This window comes from Arthrobacter halodurans, from assembly GCF_041877255.1.
Lineage (GTDB): Bacteria > Actinomycetota > Actinomycetes > Actinomycetales > Micrococcaceae > Arthrobacter_N > Arthrobacter_N halodurans.
The window spans coordinates 78,370-94,238 of sequence record NZ_JBHDLJ010000015.1; the positions used below are offsets into that span (position 1 = coordinate 78,370).

The window sequence follows — 15,869 nt, forward strand, 5'->3', positions numbered from 1 at the left end:
GTGCGGGTGGTCATGCGGATTTGCGGGCGGTGGTCATCAGCCGCATCAGGTTTTCCTGCGTGGCTTCTTCCTTGGTGACGACGCCGGTGATGGCGCCCTCGAAGATCGTGTAGATGCGGTCGGAGAGCCCCAGCAGCTCGGGCAGCTCGGAGGAGATGACGATGACCCCCTTGCCTTGGCGCGCCAGCTCCTGGACGATCCCGTAGATCTCGTACTTGGCGCCGACGTCGATGCCGCGCGTCGGTTCGTCCAGGATGAGGAGCTCGGGGTCGGTGAACATCCACTTGGCCAGCACGACCTTCTGCTGGTTGCCGCCCGAGAGCTTGGAGACGCCCTCCTCGACGGTGGGGGCCTTGATGCGCAGCGACTTGCGGTAGCGCTCCGCGGTCTCGAACTCGGCGTGGTCGTCGACCACGCTGAGGCGGCTGATCTTCTTCAGGTTCGCCGAGACCACGGTGCTCTTGATGTCGTCGAGCAGGTTCACGCCGAGTGTCTTGCGGTCCTCGGTGACGTAGGCGAGGCCCGCGTCGATGGCCTGCGGGACGTTCCGGAGTTCGAGCTTCTTCCCGTCCATGTGGAGCTCCCCGGAGAGGAAGCGCCCGTAGGAGCGGCCGAACACCGAGCGGGCGAGCTCCGTGCGCCCGGCCCCCATGAGGCCGGCGAACCCGACGATCTCCCCGCGGCGGACGAAGAAGTTGGAGTTCTTGCAGACCAGGCGGTCCTCCACCTGGGGGTGGCCGACATTCCAGTTCCTGACCTCGAAGAACGTCTCGCCGATCGTCGGCTCGTGGTCGGGGAACCGCGACTCCAGCGTGCGACCCACCATGCCCTTGATGATGCGGTCTTCGTCCACGCCGTCGGCCTTGACGTCCAGCGTCTCGATCGACTTGCCGTCGCGGATGATCGTGATGGAGTCGGCGATCTGCTCGATCTCGTTGAGCTTGTGGGAAATGATGATGGAGGTGATGCCCCGGCCCTTGAGTCCGAGGATCAGGTCCAGCAGGTGCTGCGAGTCCGACTCGTTGAGGGCGGCGGTCGGCTCGTCGAGGATGAGGAGCTTCACCGACTTGTTCAGGGCCTTGGCGATCTCCACGAGCTGCTGCTTGCCGACGCCGATCTCCTTGATGGGCGTGTCCGGGTCCTCGCGCAGGCCGACCCGGGCGAGCAGTTCGGTGGAGCGCAGCCGGGCCTCCGCCCAGTCGATCACGCCCCACTTGGAGGGCTCGTTGCCGAGGAAGATGTTCTCCATGATGGAGAGCTCCGGGATCAGCGCGAGCTCCTGGTGGATGATCACGATCCCCGCCTGCTCGCTGGCGCGGATGTCCCGGAACTGCTGGACCTCGTTCTGGTAGAAGATGTCGCCGGTGTACGTCCCGTGGGGGTAGACGCCGGAGAGCACCTTCATGAGCGTCGACTTGCCGGCGCCGTTCTCGCCGCAGATGGCGTGCACCTCCGCCGCCTTGACGCTCAGGCTGACGTTGTCCAGCGCCTTGACGCCGGGGAACTCCTTGGTGATGGAGCGCATCTCCAAGATGACCGGGGGGCGGTTTCCTGTGTTCATCTGCCTGTGTGCCTCCGTAGGGTGACGACGGTGTCTTCCCCACGGGGTGTGGGGCGGTGTGGTGGTGTGGGCGCGGGGACCGTTCGATCGCCAGGGTCCGGCGCGCGGGCCGGCGGCGCGCTCACGTGGCCCTGATTCCGGTGTGCTGGAAGACCAGGGCCGTGGCGCCCAGAGCCTCCGCGCGGTCGCCGAGGGAGGACATGGTGAGCCGGGTGCTTTCGCCGACGACGGGGACCGCGTGGCGGATCAGCCCCCGCCGGATCGGGTCCAGCAGCAGGTCGCCGAGGTCGGCCAGCGGGCCGCCGACCACGATGACCTCCGGGTTGATGAGGTTGGCGACGTTGCCCAGGGCCCGCCCGACGGCGGCCCCGGCGTCGTCCACGACGCGCAGCGTCGCCGAGTCGCCGGCGAGGGCGTTGCGCACGATGTCCTCCGCGTTGCGCGGGGGGTCCTCGCCGCGGGACAGCAGCTCGAGCATGGTCGTCGTCGACGCCACGGTCTCGAGGCAGCCCCGGTTGCCGCACCGGCAGACCAGGCCGTGCTCGTGGATGGTCGCGTGGCCGAGCTCCCCGGTGATGCCCACGTTGCCGTAGAAGGGTGAGCCGTTGATGATCAGCCCGGCGCCCACGCCGGAGCCGATCTTCAGGAAGAGCAGGTTGTCGGTCCGGCCGTGCGGACCCCAGGTGACCTCGGCAAGGGCGCCGAGGTTCGCGTCGTTGTCCACGAAGACCGGCATCTTGAGCGCGTCCTCCAACCTCTGCAGGATGTTGATGCCGACCCATTCCGGGAGGATCGCGCCCTGCGCAACGGTCCCGGTGCGGCGGTCGATGGGTCCGGGGATGCCGACGCCCGCCCCGACGGCGGCGGAGCGCGGGAGGCCGCTCTGGGCCAGCAGCCGGTCCACGAGCGCGACGGCGGTCTCGATGCCTTCCTGGGCGCGGTGCCCCAACGGGAGGCCCACGGACTCCTCCGCCAGGACCCGGTGGCCCAGGGACGCGACGACGACGCGCAGGTGCCGGCGCCCGAAGTCCACGCCGACCGCCACCGTCCCCTTGCCGGTCAGGCGGACGTTGAGGGCCCGGCGCCCGGAGCTCGTGGTCGGTTCGGTGGCGGCCAGCCCGCCGTCGACCATCGTCTTGACGATGTTGGAGACGGTGGCCGTGGACAGGCCGGTTTGCCGGGCCAGTTCGGCCTGCGTCGACGGGCCGTTGAGCAGGCAGGCCACGATGCGCTGCTGGTTGCGGTGCCGCAGGGCAGACTGCGAGCCGGGGTTCTGCCGGCGGCTCTGCGCTGCGGTCGTTGAAGGCATGACACGTAGTCTGGGTCACATCACCTGTTGCCGTCAAGAAGTAAACGCAAACTGGCGGAAATTCCCCATCTGTCCTCGGGTTGTGAGGACAAGGGGCAGGGGGTCGCGCGCCCGGGGCGCACCCCGCGGCCGCCGCCGCCTGGTCCGCCGTGCTCAGGGGAGCGGCCACTCGTGCACCGGCCCGGAATGGTGCATGTGCTCCCAGTAGAGCCGCGTCATCTCCTGCAGCGCCCGGCGCCGGTCCAGTCCGTGGAGCTCCAGGCGGCGCAGCGCGGCGATCTGCCAGGAAGCGCCGTTCTGTTCCGTCCTGGCCCGCTCGCGCAGGACGTCGAGGTACCGGTTGGCGACGGCCTTGTCGACACCAAGTTCCTCCAGCCCCTCGGCGGCCAGCGGCAGCAGATGGCGCACGATCAGCTCGGAGACCGGGATGTCGCCGATGCCCGGCCAGTAGACGTTCGCATCCAGTCCCTGCCGCGCGCAGGCCTGGAAGTTGTCCGACGCCGTGGCGAAGGCCATGCGCGACCACAGCGGCCGCTCGGCGGTGCGCAGCTTGCGGATCAGCCCGAAGAAAAACGCCGCGTTCGCCACGGTGTCCAGGACGGTCGGCCCCGCGGGCAGCAGGCGGTTCTCGAGGCGCAGGTTCGGCATGTCGTCGCCGGGGTCGTAGATCGGCCGGTTCCAGCGGTACACCGTGCCGTTGTGCAGCCGCAGCTCGTGGAGCTGCGGGGCGCCGGCGGCGGTCGACTCGGCCCGGCGGCGGGCGAGCTCGGGCAGCAGCGCCGGAAAGTACCGGACGTTCTCCTCGAACAGGTCGAAGATGGAGGTGATCCACCGCTCCCCGAACCACACGCGGGGGCGCACTCCCTGGTTGCGCATCTCCGGGGCCCGCGTATCGATGGACTGTTTGAAGACCTCGATCCGGGACTCGTGCCACAGCACCTTCTCCATGAAGACCGGCGAGTTGGCGGCCAGCGCCACCTGCGGCCCCGCGATCACCTGCGCCGCGTTCCAGACCGGGGCGAACTGGCCGGGGGAGACCTGGAGGTGCAGCTGCACCGAGGTGCAGGCTGCCTCGGGCGCGATGTTGTCCGCGTAGAAGCGCAGCCGCTCCTCGCCGACGATGTCGATCAACACGTCCTCGCCGCGGGCCTGCAGCACCGAGTTGTTCAGCGCTGCGTAGCGCTTTCCGGAGCTGATCCAACCCTTGTCGCGCACCAGCTCCTGGCGCAGCGTCGGCAGGATGCCCACCATCAGGATCTCGGCCCCGACGTTCTCCGCGCGGTCGTCGGCCCGGTTGAGCTGGGTGCGCAGACTCTCCTCGAGTTCCCGCAGGCCCCGGCCGGCCACCGACAGGGCCGGGTGGTTGAGCTCGATGTTGAAGGCGCCGATCTCCGTCTGGAACGCGGGATCGGCGATCTGCTCGAGGACGGCCGCGTTGCGCATCGCGGGAGTGAAGTCCTCGTTGGAGAGGTTGAGCTCGAGCTCCAGGCCAATGGTCCCGCTCGTGGCGAAGCGCCCCTCCGACAGGTAGGCCTCGAAGGTCTCCAGGTTCTCCATGAGGCGTTCCCGATAGCGGGTGCGCTGCTCGCGGCTGAACGTCTTGGCGTTGACTTCTGCTCCCATGGCTAGAGAGTACTGGCGCCGGGTGCGGCTGTATACGGCCTAGTCGATGCGCCCGCGGGGTCTAGTCGATGCGCCCGCGGGGTCTCGACGATGCACCGGCGGGGTCTCGACGATGCGCCGGCGGAGTCCCGTCGACGCGCCGGCGGGGCCACATCGATGTGCCCCCGGAGCACATCGACGCGTCCGCGGCCGACCGGGCCGGTGCCCGCCGCCGGGTGCGCCGGCGCTCCCGCCGGGTCCCGTGGCAGGGAACCGTGGAGGGACGCCGCGGCGGGAGGGGCCTAGCGCCGTCCGCGGACCACGGCCTGGCCGTCGTTGGCGTAGCGCAGTCCCAGCTGGTTGCGCACGCCGTCGAGCAGGCGCATGGTGTCCACGGTGTGCGCCCAGGGGATGGTCGGGCTTTCCGTGAGGCCCTCCTGGATGCAGCGCGTCGTCTCGCGGAGCTCGTACGTGAAGTTGCGGCCCACGGGCTCGAACTCCTCGACGCGCGCCTCGGCGCCCACCGGGTAGACCTCGATCGTCGAGGGATTGTTCAGCGGCTGGCCCGTGCGCAGCCACCCCGCGGTGCAGGAGATCGTGGCGTCGCGCGGCCCCGCACCGATCAGGCTGCACATGAGCTGGGCCTGCCGCCCGCCGGAATATGTGAGGGTCAGCGCCTCCTGGGCATCGACGCCGTCGTCGTTCAGGACGCCCGCCGCCTGGACGAGCTGGGGGAAGCCGAGCGCCCCCAGGGCCCACGTGAGCGGGTAGACGGCCAGGTCCAGGAGGGCGCCGCCGCCCGCCGCAGGGTCCCACAGGCGCCACTGCGGGTCGTAGGCGGCGGGGAAGCCGAGGTCGGCCCGGACCCACGCCACGTCGCCGAGCTCCCCGGAGTGGACGATTGACAGCGCGCGGTGGACCGCGGGCAGGAACCGGGTCCAGATGGCCTCCATAAGAAACAACCCGTTCGCACCGGCCAGCCGGACGAGTTCCTCGGCCTCGGCCGCGTTGATCGTGAGCGACTTCTCGCACAGGACGTGCTTGCCGGCCTCCAGCGCGGCCCGGGCGACCTCGTAGTGCTGCCCGTGGGGGGTGGCGATGTAGACCACGTCGATCTCGGGGTCCGCGAACATCCGCAGGTAGGCGGCCATGCCGTCGGCGTCGTGGTAGGTCTTCTCCGCTCCGTGCCGCGCGGCGAAGGCCTCCGCGCGGCCGCGGTCGCGCGAGCTGACCGCCAGGAGCCGCGCGTCCTCGAGCAGGTTGATGTCCGAGACCACGGCGTCCGCGATGCGCCCGGTGGAGACGACGCCCCAGCGCAGGGTCCGGCCGGTGGCCTCGATGGGGGAGGGGGCGCCGGGCGCCGCGCAGGGCGGGAGCGGGAAGAAGGCGGTCATGGTGCCAGCTTTCCACGCCCGGCGGCTGGCGGGCAATCAAACCGATGGTGAGAACTGCTTGACTCATCTCGTCAATCCACGACTATGATGGTGTCCGTGGGTTGAGTGCGGGAAATCGCCCTTTCGGTTTGAACGGGCCGGAACGCGTGATGCGGCGGGGCCCCCGTCCTCGGACGGGGGCCCCGCCTGTGCGCTGCGGATCAGCGGACCGACGAGTCCCAGTGCCAGCGGACGCCGCGCGTCTCGGGCGTGCGCCCGGTCGCGGCGAGGAGGTCCCGCCACGGGTCCTCGCTCCGGGCGGCGTCGGGGAAGAGCCGGTCGAGGATGGCGGTGGCCGTCCCCGGCTCCGGTGCGTAGCGGATGCCCTGCGCCGCGAGGATGTCGTGGGCGTGCAGCGTGGCCTCGGCCATCCCCATCGCGGCGAACCCCGACGCGTCCGAGATCCCGTGGGGGTGGTAGCCGCGCTTCCCGGGTCCCGCCGCATCGACGACCGCGCACAGGAGCCCGGCCGCGGCATCCAGGCATTCGACGACGCCTTCCGTCCCGGCCTCCGGGTCCGGCCAGAAGACCGACGTGGTGCCTCCGGGGGTCCACGGCGGCGGCTCCCTGAACCGCGCGTAGCCCGTCTGCGGAGGCGTGGACCCCGACAGCTGGAGGGCGTAGGCTCCGAAGTCGTCCATCAGGTGGGCGGCCGTTTCGCGGCACGTCCAGTCGAGGCCGCTCGCCGGGCGCTCCCACGCGGACGCGGGAAGCGGCGCGACGAGGCGCAGGATGCCGTCCACGGTCGAGCGCAGGCGAGCCGAGGGCCGAGACACGATTAGGACGCGTTGGCGGCGCGGTGCGCCGCGGCCAGTTCCAGGTAGCTCGAGGCGTTGCGCTTCAGGGACTCCACCTCGTCGTCGGTCAGCTCGCGCCGGACCTTCGCCGGGACTCCGGCGACCAGCGAGCGCGGCGGGACGCGCGTGCCCTCGAGCACCAGCGCCCCGGCCGCGACCAGCGAACCCTCGCCGATCACCGCGCCGTTCATCACCGTGGCGCTCATGCCGATGAGGCAGTCGTCGCCGATGGTGCAGCCGTGGATCACCGCGGAATGGCCCACCGAGACGCGCTCGCCGACGGTGCACGGCACCCCGCGGTCGGCATGGACGACCACGTTGTCCTGGAGGTTCGTTCCCGCGCCGATGCGGATCGCGTCCGAGTCCCCGCGGACCGAGACGCCGTAGAAGGCGCTGGATCCGGCAGCCAGGACGACGTCCCCGGAGAGGGCGGCCGTGGGGGCGACGAATGCGGTCTCGGCGACCTCGGGGGTCTTGCCGTCGATGCTGATGATGTGTGCCATGGGCCGAGTCTAGCCACGACCCGCGAGTGGCGACGGTGGCGCCGACGCGGGCCGCGGGGATGGCGTGGCCCGCGGCGGGGCCCTTCGGTGGCGCGATCCCGGCCGGTGCGCTACACCTGAGGGACGGGGCAAGACGCGAGGAAGCCGGTCCAGATGCAAACGAAGAGAGCGCTGGCGGCGGTGAGGCGCTACCCGATCGTCGCCGCCACGGTCGCGGTGGGTGTCGTCGTGACGGCCTTCGCGCTGGTGGGGCGGGAGGACGCGGCCCGCTGGACGGCGAGCGTCTTCGCGCTCACCGTGGCCGCCCTGGTGGGGTACTCCATGGTGCGGGACCTGTTGCGCGGCCACTGGGGGATCGACGTCCTGGCCTTCACCGCGATCCTCGCGACGGTCGCCGTGGGGGAGTACGCGGCGGCCCTCATCATCTGCCTCATGCTCTCGGGGGGCGAGGCGCTCGAGGACTACGCCGGGCGACGGGCCAAGCGCGAGCTCACCGCGCTGCTGGAGCGCGCGCCGCGGGACGCGCACCGGATCCTCGAGGACGGGACGGTCAGCGACGTCGGCATCGAGGCGGTGGAGGCGGGGGACCTGCTGCTGGTGCGGCCCTCGGAGGTGGTGCCCGTGGACGGCGTGCTCCGCTCCGCCGTGGCCGACTTCGACGAGTCGTCGCTCACGGGAGAGTCGCTTCCCGTGACCCGGCACACCGGCGACGACGTGATGTCCGGGGTCCTGAACGGGGCGCGGGCCATTCGACTGGAAGCCAGGGCCCGCGCCGCGGACTCGCAGTACTCGCGCATCATCGCGCTCGTCCGCGAGGCCGCCGCGTCCCGCGCCCCCGTGGTCCGCCTCGCCGACCGCTACGCGGTTCCCTTCACCCTGTTCGCCTTCCTCGTCGGAGGGATGGCCTGGTGGCTCTCCGGGGACCCGGTGCGCTTCGCGGAGGTGCTGGTGGTCGCGACCCCGTGCCCCCTGCTGATCGCCGCTCCGGTCGCCTTCATGGGCGGCATGAGCCGTGCCGCGGGCAACGGCATCATCGTCAAGAGCGGCGGAACCATCGAGATGCTGGCCAACGTCCGGACGGCGGCGTTCGACAAGACCGGCACGTTGACCTACGGGCGTCCCGAATTGTTGGCGGTCCTTCCCGCGGGCGGTCCCGGCGCCGCGACGCCCCGCGGTCTTCGGCTGGACGCGGATCCGGAGCCGCTCGGCGCCCGGGCCCGCGAACTCCTGCAGTTGGCCGCGTCGGCGGAGCAGTACTCGTCGCACGTGCTGGCCCACTCGGTCATGGGCGCCGCGAAGGCGCGCGGGCTGGAGCTGCTCCCCGGCCAGGCGGCCAGCGAGTCCGCCACCAACGGGGTCGTCGCGACGGTAGCCGGGCGCAGCGTGCTGGTCGGCAAGGAACTGCACGTGCGGAACCACGCGTCCGGCGTCGAGCACTACGACCTCGGGCCCGGCGAGATGGCCGTCTATGTGGCCGTGGACGGTCGGTTCGCCGGCGTGCTCGTGATGAGCGACCGGGTGCGGGACGACGCGAGGAGCACGCTCGCGGAGCTGGGTCGTCTCGGTGTCGTCGAGCGCCTGATGCTCACCGGGGACCAGCGGGGCACGGCGGACCACATCGCGGCCCAGGTCGGCCTCACGCGGGTGCTGGCCGAGTGCCTCCCGGAGGACAAGGTCGTGGCCATCCGCGAGGCGCCGGCCAGGCCCGTGATGATGGTGGGCGACGGCGTCAACGACGCCCCGGTGCTGGCCGCGGCGGAGGTGGGGGTCGCGATGGGCGCGCGCGGCTCGACGGCGGCGAGCGAGAGCGCCGACGTCGTCATCGTCACCGACGACCTGTTCAAGACCGCGACCGCCGTGGGCATCGGCCAGCGCACGGTGCGCGTGGCGCTGCAGAGCATCTGGATCGGCATCGCGCTGTCCGTCGTGCTCATGCTGGTGGCGGCCACCGGCGTGCTGCCCGCGGTGGCCGGAGCGCTGATGCAGGAGCTCGTGGACCTGGTGACGATCCTCAACGCGTTGCGCGCCCTGGGGCCGACCCGCGGGCCGCGGGCCGGCGGACGGGTCTAGGTGTACCAGCTCGGTTCCGGAATGCGGTCCGACAGGACGAACTCCCCGACCTCCCGGCGCTTGTAGGCCACCGGATCGTGGAGCGAGTGCGTGCGGATGTTGCGCCAGAAGATGTCCAGTCCGACGGCGTTGGACGTCGCCCGCGCCCCGGTCACCTCGAAGATTCGGTGGGCGGTGTCCAGCGCCGCCGCGGCAGCGACCTGTTTGGACGCCGCGATCCGCACGGCGACCTCCCCGCGGGCGCGCTCCGTGACCGTCTCGCGTCGGGCGTGCAGGAGCCCGGCCAGCTCGGCGTCGACGGAATCGGCCAGCGCCTGCGCCGACCAGAGCCGGGACTGCAGGTCGCCGTAGGTCTCGAGGATGTACCACTCCTCCGCCGCCGATTCCTGGGGAGCGCTGCCGTAGGGCCACGGGCGCGTCTTGTCCCGCGTGTACGCGAGCGCCGTTGCCAGGGCGCCCTCGGCGATGCCGAGGTAGATGGAGGTGAAGATCTGCTGGATGAGCGGCACGTTCAGCGTGTTGTAGACCAGGGACCTGAACGTCTTGTCCACAAATCCGGCGGCCGATGCCCACGGGACCTCGACACCGTCGATATCGACACCCCCGGATTCCGTGAGGCGCTGGCCGAGGTTGTCCCAGTCGCCCAGGAACCGGATGCCCTCCTGGTCGGTGGGGACGATGGCGAAGACGTGCTCGCCGGATGCGGCGAAGGCCCCCTCGAGCACCAGCAGGTCGGAGACCCGGGCTCCCGTGGAGAAGGACTTCCGGCCGGAGAACTCGAGCGTCTCGCCGCGGTCCCTGACGGTCAGGTCGGCGTCGCGCGGGTTCACCGCGCCGCCGAAGAACAGGTTGTGCGAGGTGTAGAGCTCCTCGACCGCCTCGATCTGGCCGTCGGTCCCCACCAGCCGCGCCGCCCAGGCCCACAGCAGGTGGTAGCCGAGCAGCTGGCCGATGGACCCGTCGCCCGCCGACACGGCGCGGATGACCCGCAAGGCGGTCGTCCACGATTGGCCCCCGCCGCCGTGGGCGGCCGGGCCGAGGACCACGGTGAGCCGGGAGTCCTTGAGCAGCCGAACCTCGGCGGTGGGCGTGCGACCGGCCCGGTCGCGTTCGACGGCGTCGACGGACAGGATCGCGGCGACCTGGCGGGCGCGGGCGATCCACCCTTCGGCGGTCGACGGTCCGGGAAGACCCGACCAGGGGGAGGAGCGGAGGGCTTCGTGCAGGCTGATGGTCATGGCGTGGTCCTTTGGCGGTCGTCCGTGCGCTGGTCCGTTCGGTGGTCGGCGGGGCGCCGATGGACACCGAGCGTACGGACGCGCGGCGGCGGCCGCCGTCGGAAGCCGGCAAGTGGTCGGGAGAAGTCCCCGGAAGGCGAACGGTGACGCCCACGACGCGCGTGTGACGCCCGATGTCCGCCGTGTGACGCGTGGCCGGGGCCCGCGGGACGTCACGCGACGCCACACGGCGCAACAGCGGAGCGGTTGGCGTCACAGTGTCCCCGGCCCCGGCACCTGGCCCCTAGCGTCGTGACGACCACCAGCAGACACCCCCCTCGGAGGCGAAAGATGTCCCAGCAGACGAACACACGAGACGCCGTGGTCGACTACGACCGACTGGCAGCCCCCTTCCGGCCGATCTTCGAACGCATCGCCGCCGGAGCCAGCGCCCGCGAGAAGGACCACCGCTTACCGCACGAGGAGATCCGCGAGTTGGCGCAGGCCGGCTTCGGTGCATTGCGCGTACCCGTGGCCGACGGCGGGCTGGGAGCCAGCCTTCCGCAGCTCTTCGCTCTCCTGACCGAGTTGGCTGCCGCGGACTCCAACATCAGCCAGGCGCTCCGTGCCCACTTCGCGTTCGTCGAGGACCGGCTCGTCGCGGCACCGGGCCCGGGGCGCGACACCTGGCTCGGGCGCTTCGTCCGGGGGGAGCTGGTCGGGAACTCCTGGACCGAGGTCGGCTCGGTGGCGGTGGGGGACGTCCTCACCAAGGTGAGCCCCGACGCCTCGCTCGGACGCGGGGGCTTCCGCATCAACGGGACCAAGTACTACTCCACGGGCAGCATCTACGCCGACTGGCTGGATACCTATGCCGAGCGCACCGACACCGGTGTGCGGGTGATTGCGGCCGTCAGCTCGCGCCAGCCGGGCGTCACGCACGGCGACGACTGGGACGGCTTCGGACAGCAGACCACGGGGACGGGAACGAGCACCTTCAGGAACGCGGTCGTGGAGGAGGAGAACCTCATCGACTTCGACACCCGCTTCAAGTACCAGACGGCGTTCTACCAAGTCGTTCTGCTGGCGGTCCTGGCCGGGAGCGTTCGCGCCGCCGAGCGCGAGTTCGCCGACGAGGTGCGACGCCGGAGCCGCACCTTCAGCCACGCGGCCTCACCGGTGTGGCGGGAGGACCCGCAGATACTGCAGGTCATCGGCGAGGTCGGCGCGGCCGGGTTCGCGGGGGAGGCCATCGTCGAGAAGGCGGCGCATGCCTTGGAGTCGGCGTATCGGGCGGCGCTGGACGCCCGGGCGGGCCGCATCTCCACGGAGCGCGAGGAGGAGATCAACGACCTCGCCGAGCTCGCGTCCGCCGAGGGCCAGGTCGCCCTGACCCCGTTGGCCGTCAACGCCCTGAGCCACGCCTTCGACGCGCTCGCCGCGTCCGCGACCAGCACGGCCAAGAACCTCGACCGGCACTGGCGCAACGCGCGCACCGCGGGAAACCACAATCCCTGGGTGTATAAGGCGAGGCTCGTCGGGGACCGCTCCGTCAACGGCACCGAGCTGCCGCGCGTGTGGGCCATCGGCGCGGCGAAGTAGGCGTTGCGGCGGGCTAGTTGAAGACCACCGTGCGCCGGCCGTCGAGGAGCACGCGACGCTGGGCGTGCCACTGGACCGCCTGGGTGAGGGTTCGCCCCTCGACGGCGCGGCCCATGGAGACGAACTGTTCCGGGGTCCGCGCGTGGTTGACCCGGATGACCTCCTGCTCGATGATCGGGCCCTCGTCGAGATCGGCGGTCACATAGTGCGCCGTCGCGCCGATGAGTTTCACCCCGCGCGCGTGCGCCTGGTGGTACGGCTTGGCGCCCTTGAACGAGGGCAGGAACGAGTGGTGGATGTTGATGGCGCGGCCGGACAGGGTGCGGCAGAGGTCGTCCGACAGGATCTGCATGTAGCGCGCCAGGACCACGAGGTCGACGTCGTGCTCGGCCACCAGTTCCAGGAGCCGTGCCTCGGCCGCGGGCTTCGTCGCGGGCGTGACGGGGACGTGCTCGAAGGGCACGCCGTAGAAATCGGCCATCGGCTTGAGGTCGAGGTGGTTCGACACGATGACGGGGACGCTGATCGGCAGGGAGCCGGCACGCTGCTGGAACAGCAGGTCGTTGAGCGCATGGCCCTCCCTGGAGCACATCAGCAGGGTGCGCAGCGGGCGCTCCTCCGGGTGGACGCCGAGCCGCATCCCGAAGGCGCGGGCCACGGGATCCAACGACGCGGCCAGGGCGTCCGCGTCCGACTCCGTGGCGACGGCGACGCGCATGAAGAAGGTCCCGGTCTCCGGGCTCTCGAACTGCTGGGACTCGGTGATGTTGCAACCGGCGGCCAGCAGGGCCCCCGAGACGGCGTGCACGATGCCCGGACGGTCGGCGCAGGAGATGGACACGATGTAGTGCGCGGTGGAACTCATTCGACCGACTGTACCCACCGCTGCCGCCCCGACGCTCGTTGCGCTCCGCCCTCCGGGAAATGTTGCGGGGAGCCGTGCGTCCGCCGTCATGGTGGGCGTGGGGCCGCGGGCGTCCGTTAGCATGGTTGACGTCGCGACTGGCGTTGGGTGGAGGACCACCGGGGAGCGGCACGAGCGATGACCACGGACCGCGCGCCTGGGCCCAGGGTCAACTGAGATCGGCATGCCGCCCATCGGCTGACCTTGACCCTTGACCACCTTTCCCGCTTCAGGAGTACACCCGTGACGAGCCACACCACCGTGACCAACCAGTCCCTCGCCGACGTCGATCCGGAGATCGCGGCCGTCATCGCCGACGAGCTGGGGCGCCAGAGAAACACCCTCGAGATGATCGCCTCGGAGAACTTCGCCCCGCGCTCGGTGCTCGAGGCGCAGGGATCCGTGTTGACCAACAAGTACGCCGAGGGATACCCGGGACGCCGGTACTACGGCGGCTGCGAATACGTCGACGTGGCAGAGAACCTCGCGATCGAACGCGTCAAGGCACTCTTCGGCGCCAAGTTCGCCAACGTCCAGCCGCATTCCGGCGCCTCCGCGAACGCCGCGGCGCTCTCGGCCATGATCAAGCCGGGCGACAAGATGCTGGGCCTGTCGCTGGCGCACGGCGGACACCTAACCCACGGGATGAAGCTCAACTTCTCCGGCAAGCTCTACGAGGTCGCCGCCTACGAGGTGGAGCCGGACACGTTCCGCATCGACATGGACAAGCTGCGCGAGCAGGCACGTGCCGAGCGGCCCCAGGTCATCGTGGCTGGGTGGTCCGCCTATCCGCGCCAGCTCGACTTCGCCGCCTTCCGTTCCATCGCGGACGAGGTCGGGGCCCTGCTCTGGGTCGACATGGCCCACTTCGCGGGTCTTGTGGCCGCCGGCCTGCATCCGAACCCGATGCCGTTCGCCGATGTGGTCACGTCGACCGTGCACAAGACTCTCGCGGGTCCGCGTTCGGGCATCATCCTGTCCAACGACGCCGACATGGCCAAGAGGATCAACTCCAACGTCTTCCCCGGCCAGCAGGGCGGGCCCCTGATGCACGCCATCGCCGGCAAGGCCGTGGCCTTCAGGATCGCAGGGTCCGAGGAGTTCAAGGATCGCCAGCGGCGCACCTTGGGCGGTGCGCGGATCCTCGCCGAACGGCTGACGGCAGCCGACGTGGTGGACCGCGGAGTGTCCGTGCTGAGCGGGGGCACCGACGTGCACCTCGTTCTCGTCGATCTCCGGAACTCCGAACTGGACGGCCAGCAGGCGGAGGACCTCCTGCACTCCATCGGGATCACGGTCAACCGCAACTCGGTGCCCTTCGACCCGCGGCCCCCCATGGTCACCTCCGGTCTGCGCATCGGCACTCCCGCGCTCGCCACCCGGGGGTTCGGCGACGAGGAGTTCACGGAGGTCGCCGAGATCATCGCCGCGGCACTGCGTGACGGCGCGGCATCCGACCTTGAGGCCCTGCGCGCCCGCGTGGAACGGTTGGCCGCCGACTTCCCGCTCTACCCGGGATTGGAACAGTGGTGACGGCGGCGGCGCAGACCGGCCTCCCGCGCGGGGGCCGCGCTTGAGCATCGACCCGCTGGAACTGCCGCCCGGGGCGCTGGAGTCCGCCGCGGCGGCATCGGACGAATTCGACATCCCCGCCGACGAGTGCTGCTTCACGGGCTGTTGCGTGCGGGGCAAGGCTTTTATCCTCGAACAGGAGTTGTGAGAAATGACCGTCAACGAAGCGTCCTCCGCGCAGGCCAGGGTCCTGGACGGAAAGGCGACCGCGGCCGCCATCAAGGCCGAGCTCAAGGAGCGCGTCTCGGCGCTGAAGGAACGCGGGGTCGTCCCGGGGCTGGGAACGATCCTGGTCGGGAGCGATCCGGGATCCCAGTGGTACGTGGGCGGAAAGCACAAGGACTGCGCGGAAGTCGGCATCACCTCCCTGCGCCGCGACCTGCCCGAGGACACGACCCAGGCGGAGCTCCTGGCCGTCGTGGAGGAACTCAACGCGGACCCCGAGTGCACCGGGTACATCGTGCAACTTCCGTTGCCGCGGCACATCGACCAGGACGTCGTGCTCGAGGCCATGGATCCCGAGAAGGACGCCGACGGACTCCACCCGATGAATCTCGGGCGGCTCGTCGCCAACGTCAACCGGCCCATGACGTCGCCCTTGCCGTGCACGCCGAAGGGATGCGTCGTGCTGCTGGAGCGCCATGGCATCTCCTTGGAGGGCAAGCGCGTGCTGGTGGTCGGGCGCGGCGTGACGATTGGTCGCCCCATCGGGCTTCTGTTGACCCGTCGCGACGTCAACGCCACCGTTGTCCTGGCCCACACCGGAACCCGGGACCTCGCGGACGAGCTGGGCCGCGCCGACGTCGTCATCGCCGCCGCGGGGTCGCCGCACATGATCAAGGCCGCTGACCTCAAGCCCGGCGCGATCGTGCTGGATGTCGGTGTGAGCCGCGTCGACGACGGGAACGGAAAGCCGGTCGTGACGGGTGACGTCGAGCCGGCCGCCTCCGACGTGGCCTCGTGGCTGTCGCCGAACCCGGGTGGCGTGGGGCCGATGACGCGGGCGATGCTGTTGGCCAACGTCGTCGAGGCCGCCGAGCGCCGCGCCGGCTGACCACCGAACGCCCGGCGGTCCATGCCAGACAGCCTGCGTCGGGGCCATGCCTCTCTCGTTGGCCGGGGTCTCGCTGCCCGGGTTCTTTGGCGCTGGCCGGGTCCGCGTGGTTGGCGATTGTCATGGTCGGAGGACCCGCTTCCTAACCGATGCCGGGGTGGAAGTAGGTGTTGCGCAGCGGCCTGCGCGCGGGGTCCACGTGCGCGGGCGGGATCCAGTGCGGAACCCCGGCGACCATCCGGATC

General features: G+C 70.8%; 13 protein-coding genes and 1 riboswitch. Of the genes, 5 read left to right on the top strand and 8 right to left on the bottom strand.

What is annotated here, in order from left to right; translation table 11 throughout:
* Positions 1 to 10 precede the first annotated feature (10 nt).
* From mmsA to ACETWP_RS15090, 6 genes are all read right to left on the bottom strand, one after another.
* Positions 11 to 1,561: a multiple monosaccharide ABC transporter ATP-binding protein gene (mmsA, locus tag ACETWP_RS15065; protein ID WP_373973086.1), complete on the bottom strand. Its 1,551-nt coding sequence runs from the start codon at positions 1,559 to 1,561 to the stop codon at positions 11 to 13.
* Positions 1,562 to 1,682: 121 nt separating this feature from the next.
* Positions 1,683 to 2,870, bottom strand: a complete 1,188-nt coding sequence (locus tag ACETWP_RS15070; RefSeq protein WP_373973087.1) for an ROK family transcriptional regulator — start codon at positions 2,868 to 2,870, stop codon at positions 1,683 to 1,685.
* Positions 2,871 to 3,023: 153 nt separating this feature from the next.
* Entirely contained in the window at positions 3,024 to 4,493 is a 1,470-nt protein-coding gene (locus ACETWP_RS15075; protein WP_373973088.1) for a glutamate-cysteine ligase family protein, read from the bottom strand.
* Between the two features lie 281 nt (positions 4,494 to 4,774).
* A complete protein-coding gene (locus ACETWP_RS15080; RefSeq protein ID WP_373973089.1) occupies positions 4,775 to 5,866 on the bottom strand; it encodes a Gfo/Idh/MocA family protein in 1,092 nt (363 codons plus the stop codon).
* A gap of 200 nt (positions 5,867 to 6,066) precedes the next feature.
* Positions 6,067 to 6,681, bottom strand: a complete 615-nt coding sequence (locus ACETWP_RS15085) for a DinB family protein (protein ID WP_373973090.1) — start codon at positions 6,679 to 6,681, stop codon at positions 6,067 to 6,069.
* Positions 6,682 to 6,683: 2 nt separating this feature from the next.
* A complete protein-coding gene (locus ACETWP_RS15090; RefSeq protein WP_373973091.1) occupies positions 6,684 to 7,205 on the bottom strand; it encodes a gamma carbonic anhydrase family protein in 522 nt (173 codons plus the stop codon).
* A 153-nt stretch (positions 7,206 to 7,358) separates the two neighbouring features.
* Here ACETWP_RS15090 and ACETWP_RS15095 point away from each other — a divergent pair, with 153 nt between their 5' ends.
* On the top strand, positions 7,359 to 9,275 hold the full coding sequence (locus tag ACETWP_RS15095; protein WP_373973092.1) for a heavy metal translocating P-type ATPase: 1,917 nt from the start codon (positions 7,359 to 7,361) through the stop codon (positions 9,273 to 9,275).
* Here ACETWP_RS15095 and ACETWP_RS15100 read toward each other — a convergent pair.
* The gene (locus tag ACETWP_RS15100; RefSeq protein WP_373973093.1) at positions 9,272 to 10,513 is read right to left on the bottom strand and encodes an acyl-CoA dehydrogenase family protein; all 1,242 of its coding nucleotides are present in this window, start codon (positions 10,511 to 10,513) and stop codon (positions 9,272 to 9,274) included. The two genes, ACETWP_RS15095 and ACETWP_RS15100, sit on opposite strands and share 4 nt — an antisense overlap.
* 330 nt (positions 10,514 to 10,843) lie before the next feature.
* Between ACETWP_RS15100 and ACETWP_RS15105 the strand changes: the two genes are divergently transcribed.
* Positions 10,844 to 12,094, top strand: coding sequence for an acyl-CoA dehydrogenase family protein (locus ACETWP_RS15105; RefSeq protein ID WP_373973094.1), 1,251 nt, complete (start codon positions 10,844 to 10,846; stop codon positions 12,092 to 12,094).
* Between the two features lie 13 nt (positions 12,095 to 12,107).
* Here ACETWP_RS15105 and purU read toward each other — a convergent pair whose 3' ends face one another.
* Positions 12,108 to 12,959 carry a formyltetrahydrofolate deformylase gene (gene purU / locus ACETWP_RS15110; protein ID WP_373973095.1) on the bottom strand — a complete coding sequence of 284 codons (852 nt, stop codon included), beginning with the start codon at positions 12,957 to 12,959 and terminating at the stop codon, positions 12,108 to 12,110.
* 123 nt (positions 12,960 to 13,082) lie between these two features.
* Positions 13,083 to 13,168: riboswitch (ZMP/ZTP riboswitch) on the top strand.
* Positions 13,169 to 13,241: 73 nt separating this feature from the next.
* Here purU and glyA point away from each other — a divergent pair.
* Genes glyA through ACETWP_RS15125 form a run of 3 tightly spaced genes read left to right on the top strand, consistent with a single transcriptional unit; the run spans position 13,242 to position 15,624 of the window.
* Positions 13,242 to 14,531 carry a serine hydroxymethyltransferase gene (gene glyA / locus ACETWP_RS15115; RefSeq protein WP_373973096.1) on the top strand — a complete coding sequence of 430 codons (1,290 nt, stop codon included), beginning with the start codon at positions 13,242 to 13,244 and terminating at the stop codon, positions 14,529 to 14,531.
* Positions 14,532 to 14,571: 40 nt separating this feature from the next.
* Entirely contained in the window at positions 14,572 to 14,718 is a 147-nt protein-coding gene (locus tag ACETWP_RS15120) for a hypothetical protein (protein ID WP_373973097.1), read from the top strand.
* A 3-nt stretch (positions 14,719 to 14,721) separates the two neighbouring features.
* The gene (locus tag ACETWP_RS15125) at positions 14,722 to 15,624 is read left to right on the top strand and encodes a bifunctional methylenetetrahydrofolate dehydrogenase/methenyltetrahydrofolate cyclohydrolase (protein ID WP_373973098.1); all 903 of its coding nucleotides are present in this window, start codon (positions 14,722 to 14,724) and stop codon (positions 15,622 to 15,624) included.
* The last annotated feature ends 245 nt before the right edge of the window (positions 15,625 to 15,869 follow it).

Bases quoted from the DNA above. Each gene is read 5' to 3' on its own strand.
- mmsA (WP_373973086.1), bottom strand. From the start codon at position 1,561: ATGAACACAGGAAACCGCCCCCCGGTCATCTTGGAGATGCGCTCCATC.
- ACETWP_RS15070 (WP_373973087.1), bottom strand. From the start codon at position 2,870: ATGCCTTCAACGACCGCAGCGCAGAGCCGCCGGCAGAACCCCGGCTCG.
- ACETWP_RS15075 (WP_373973088.1), bottom strand. From the start codon at position 4,493: ATGGGAGCAGAAGTCAACGCCAAGACGTTCAGCCGCGAGCAGCGCACC.
- ACETWP_RS15080 (WP_373973089.1), bottom strand. From the start codon at position 5,866: ATGACCGCCTTCTTCCCGCTCCCGCCCTGCGCGGCGCCCGGCGCCCCC.
- ACETWP_RS15090 (WP_373973091.1), bottom strand. From the start codon at position 7,205: ATGGCACACATCATCAGCATCGACGGCAAGACCCCCGAGGTCGCCGAG.
- ACETWP_RS15095 (WP_373973092.1), top strand. From the start codon at position 7,359: ATGCAAACGAAGAGAGCGCTGGCGGCGGTGAGGCGCTACCCGATCGTC.
- ACETWP_RS15100 (WP_373973093.1), bottom strand. From the start codon at position 10,513: ATGACCATCAGCCTGCACGAAGCCCTCCGCTCCTCCCCCTGGTCGGGT.
- ACETWP_RS15105 (WP_373973094.1), top strand. From the start codon at position 10,844: ATGTCCCAGCAGACGAACACACGAGACGCCGTGGTCGACTACGACCGA.
- purU (WP_373973095.1), bottom strand. From the start codon at position 12,959: ATGAGTTCCACCGCGCACTACATCGTGTCCATCTCCTGCGCCGACCGT.
- ACETWP_RS15125 (WP_373973098.1), top strand. From the start codon at position 14,722: ATGACCGTCAACGAAGCGTCCTCCGCGCAGGCCAGGGTCCTGGACGGA.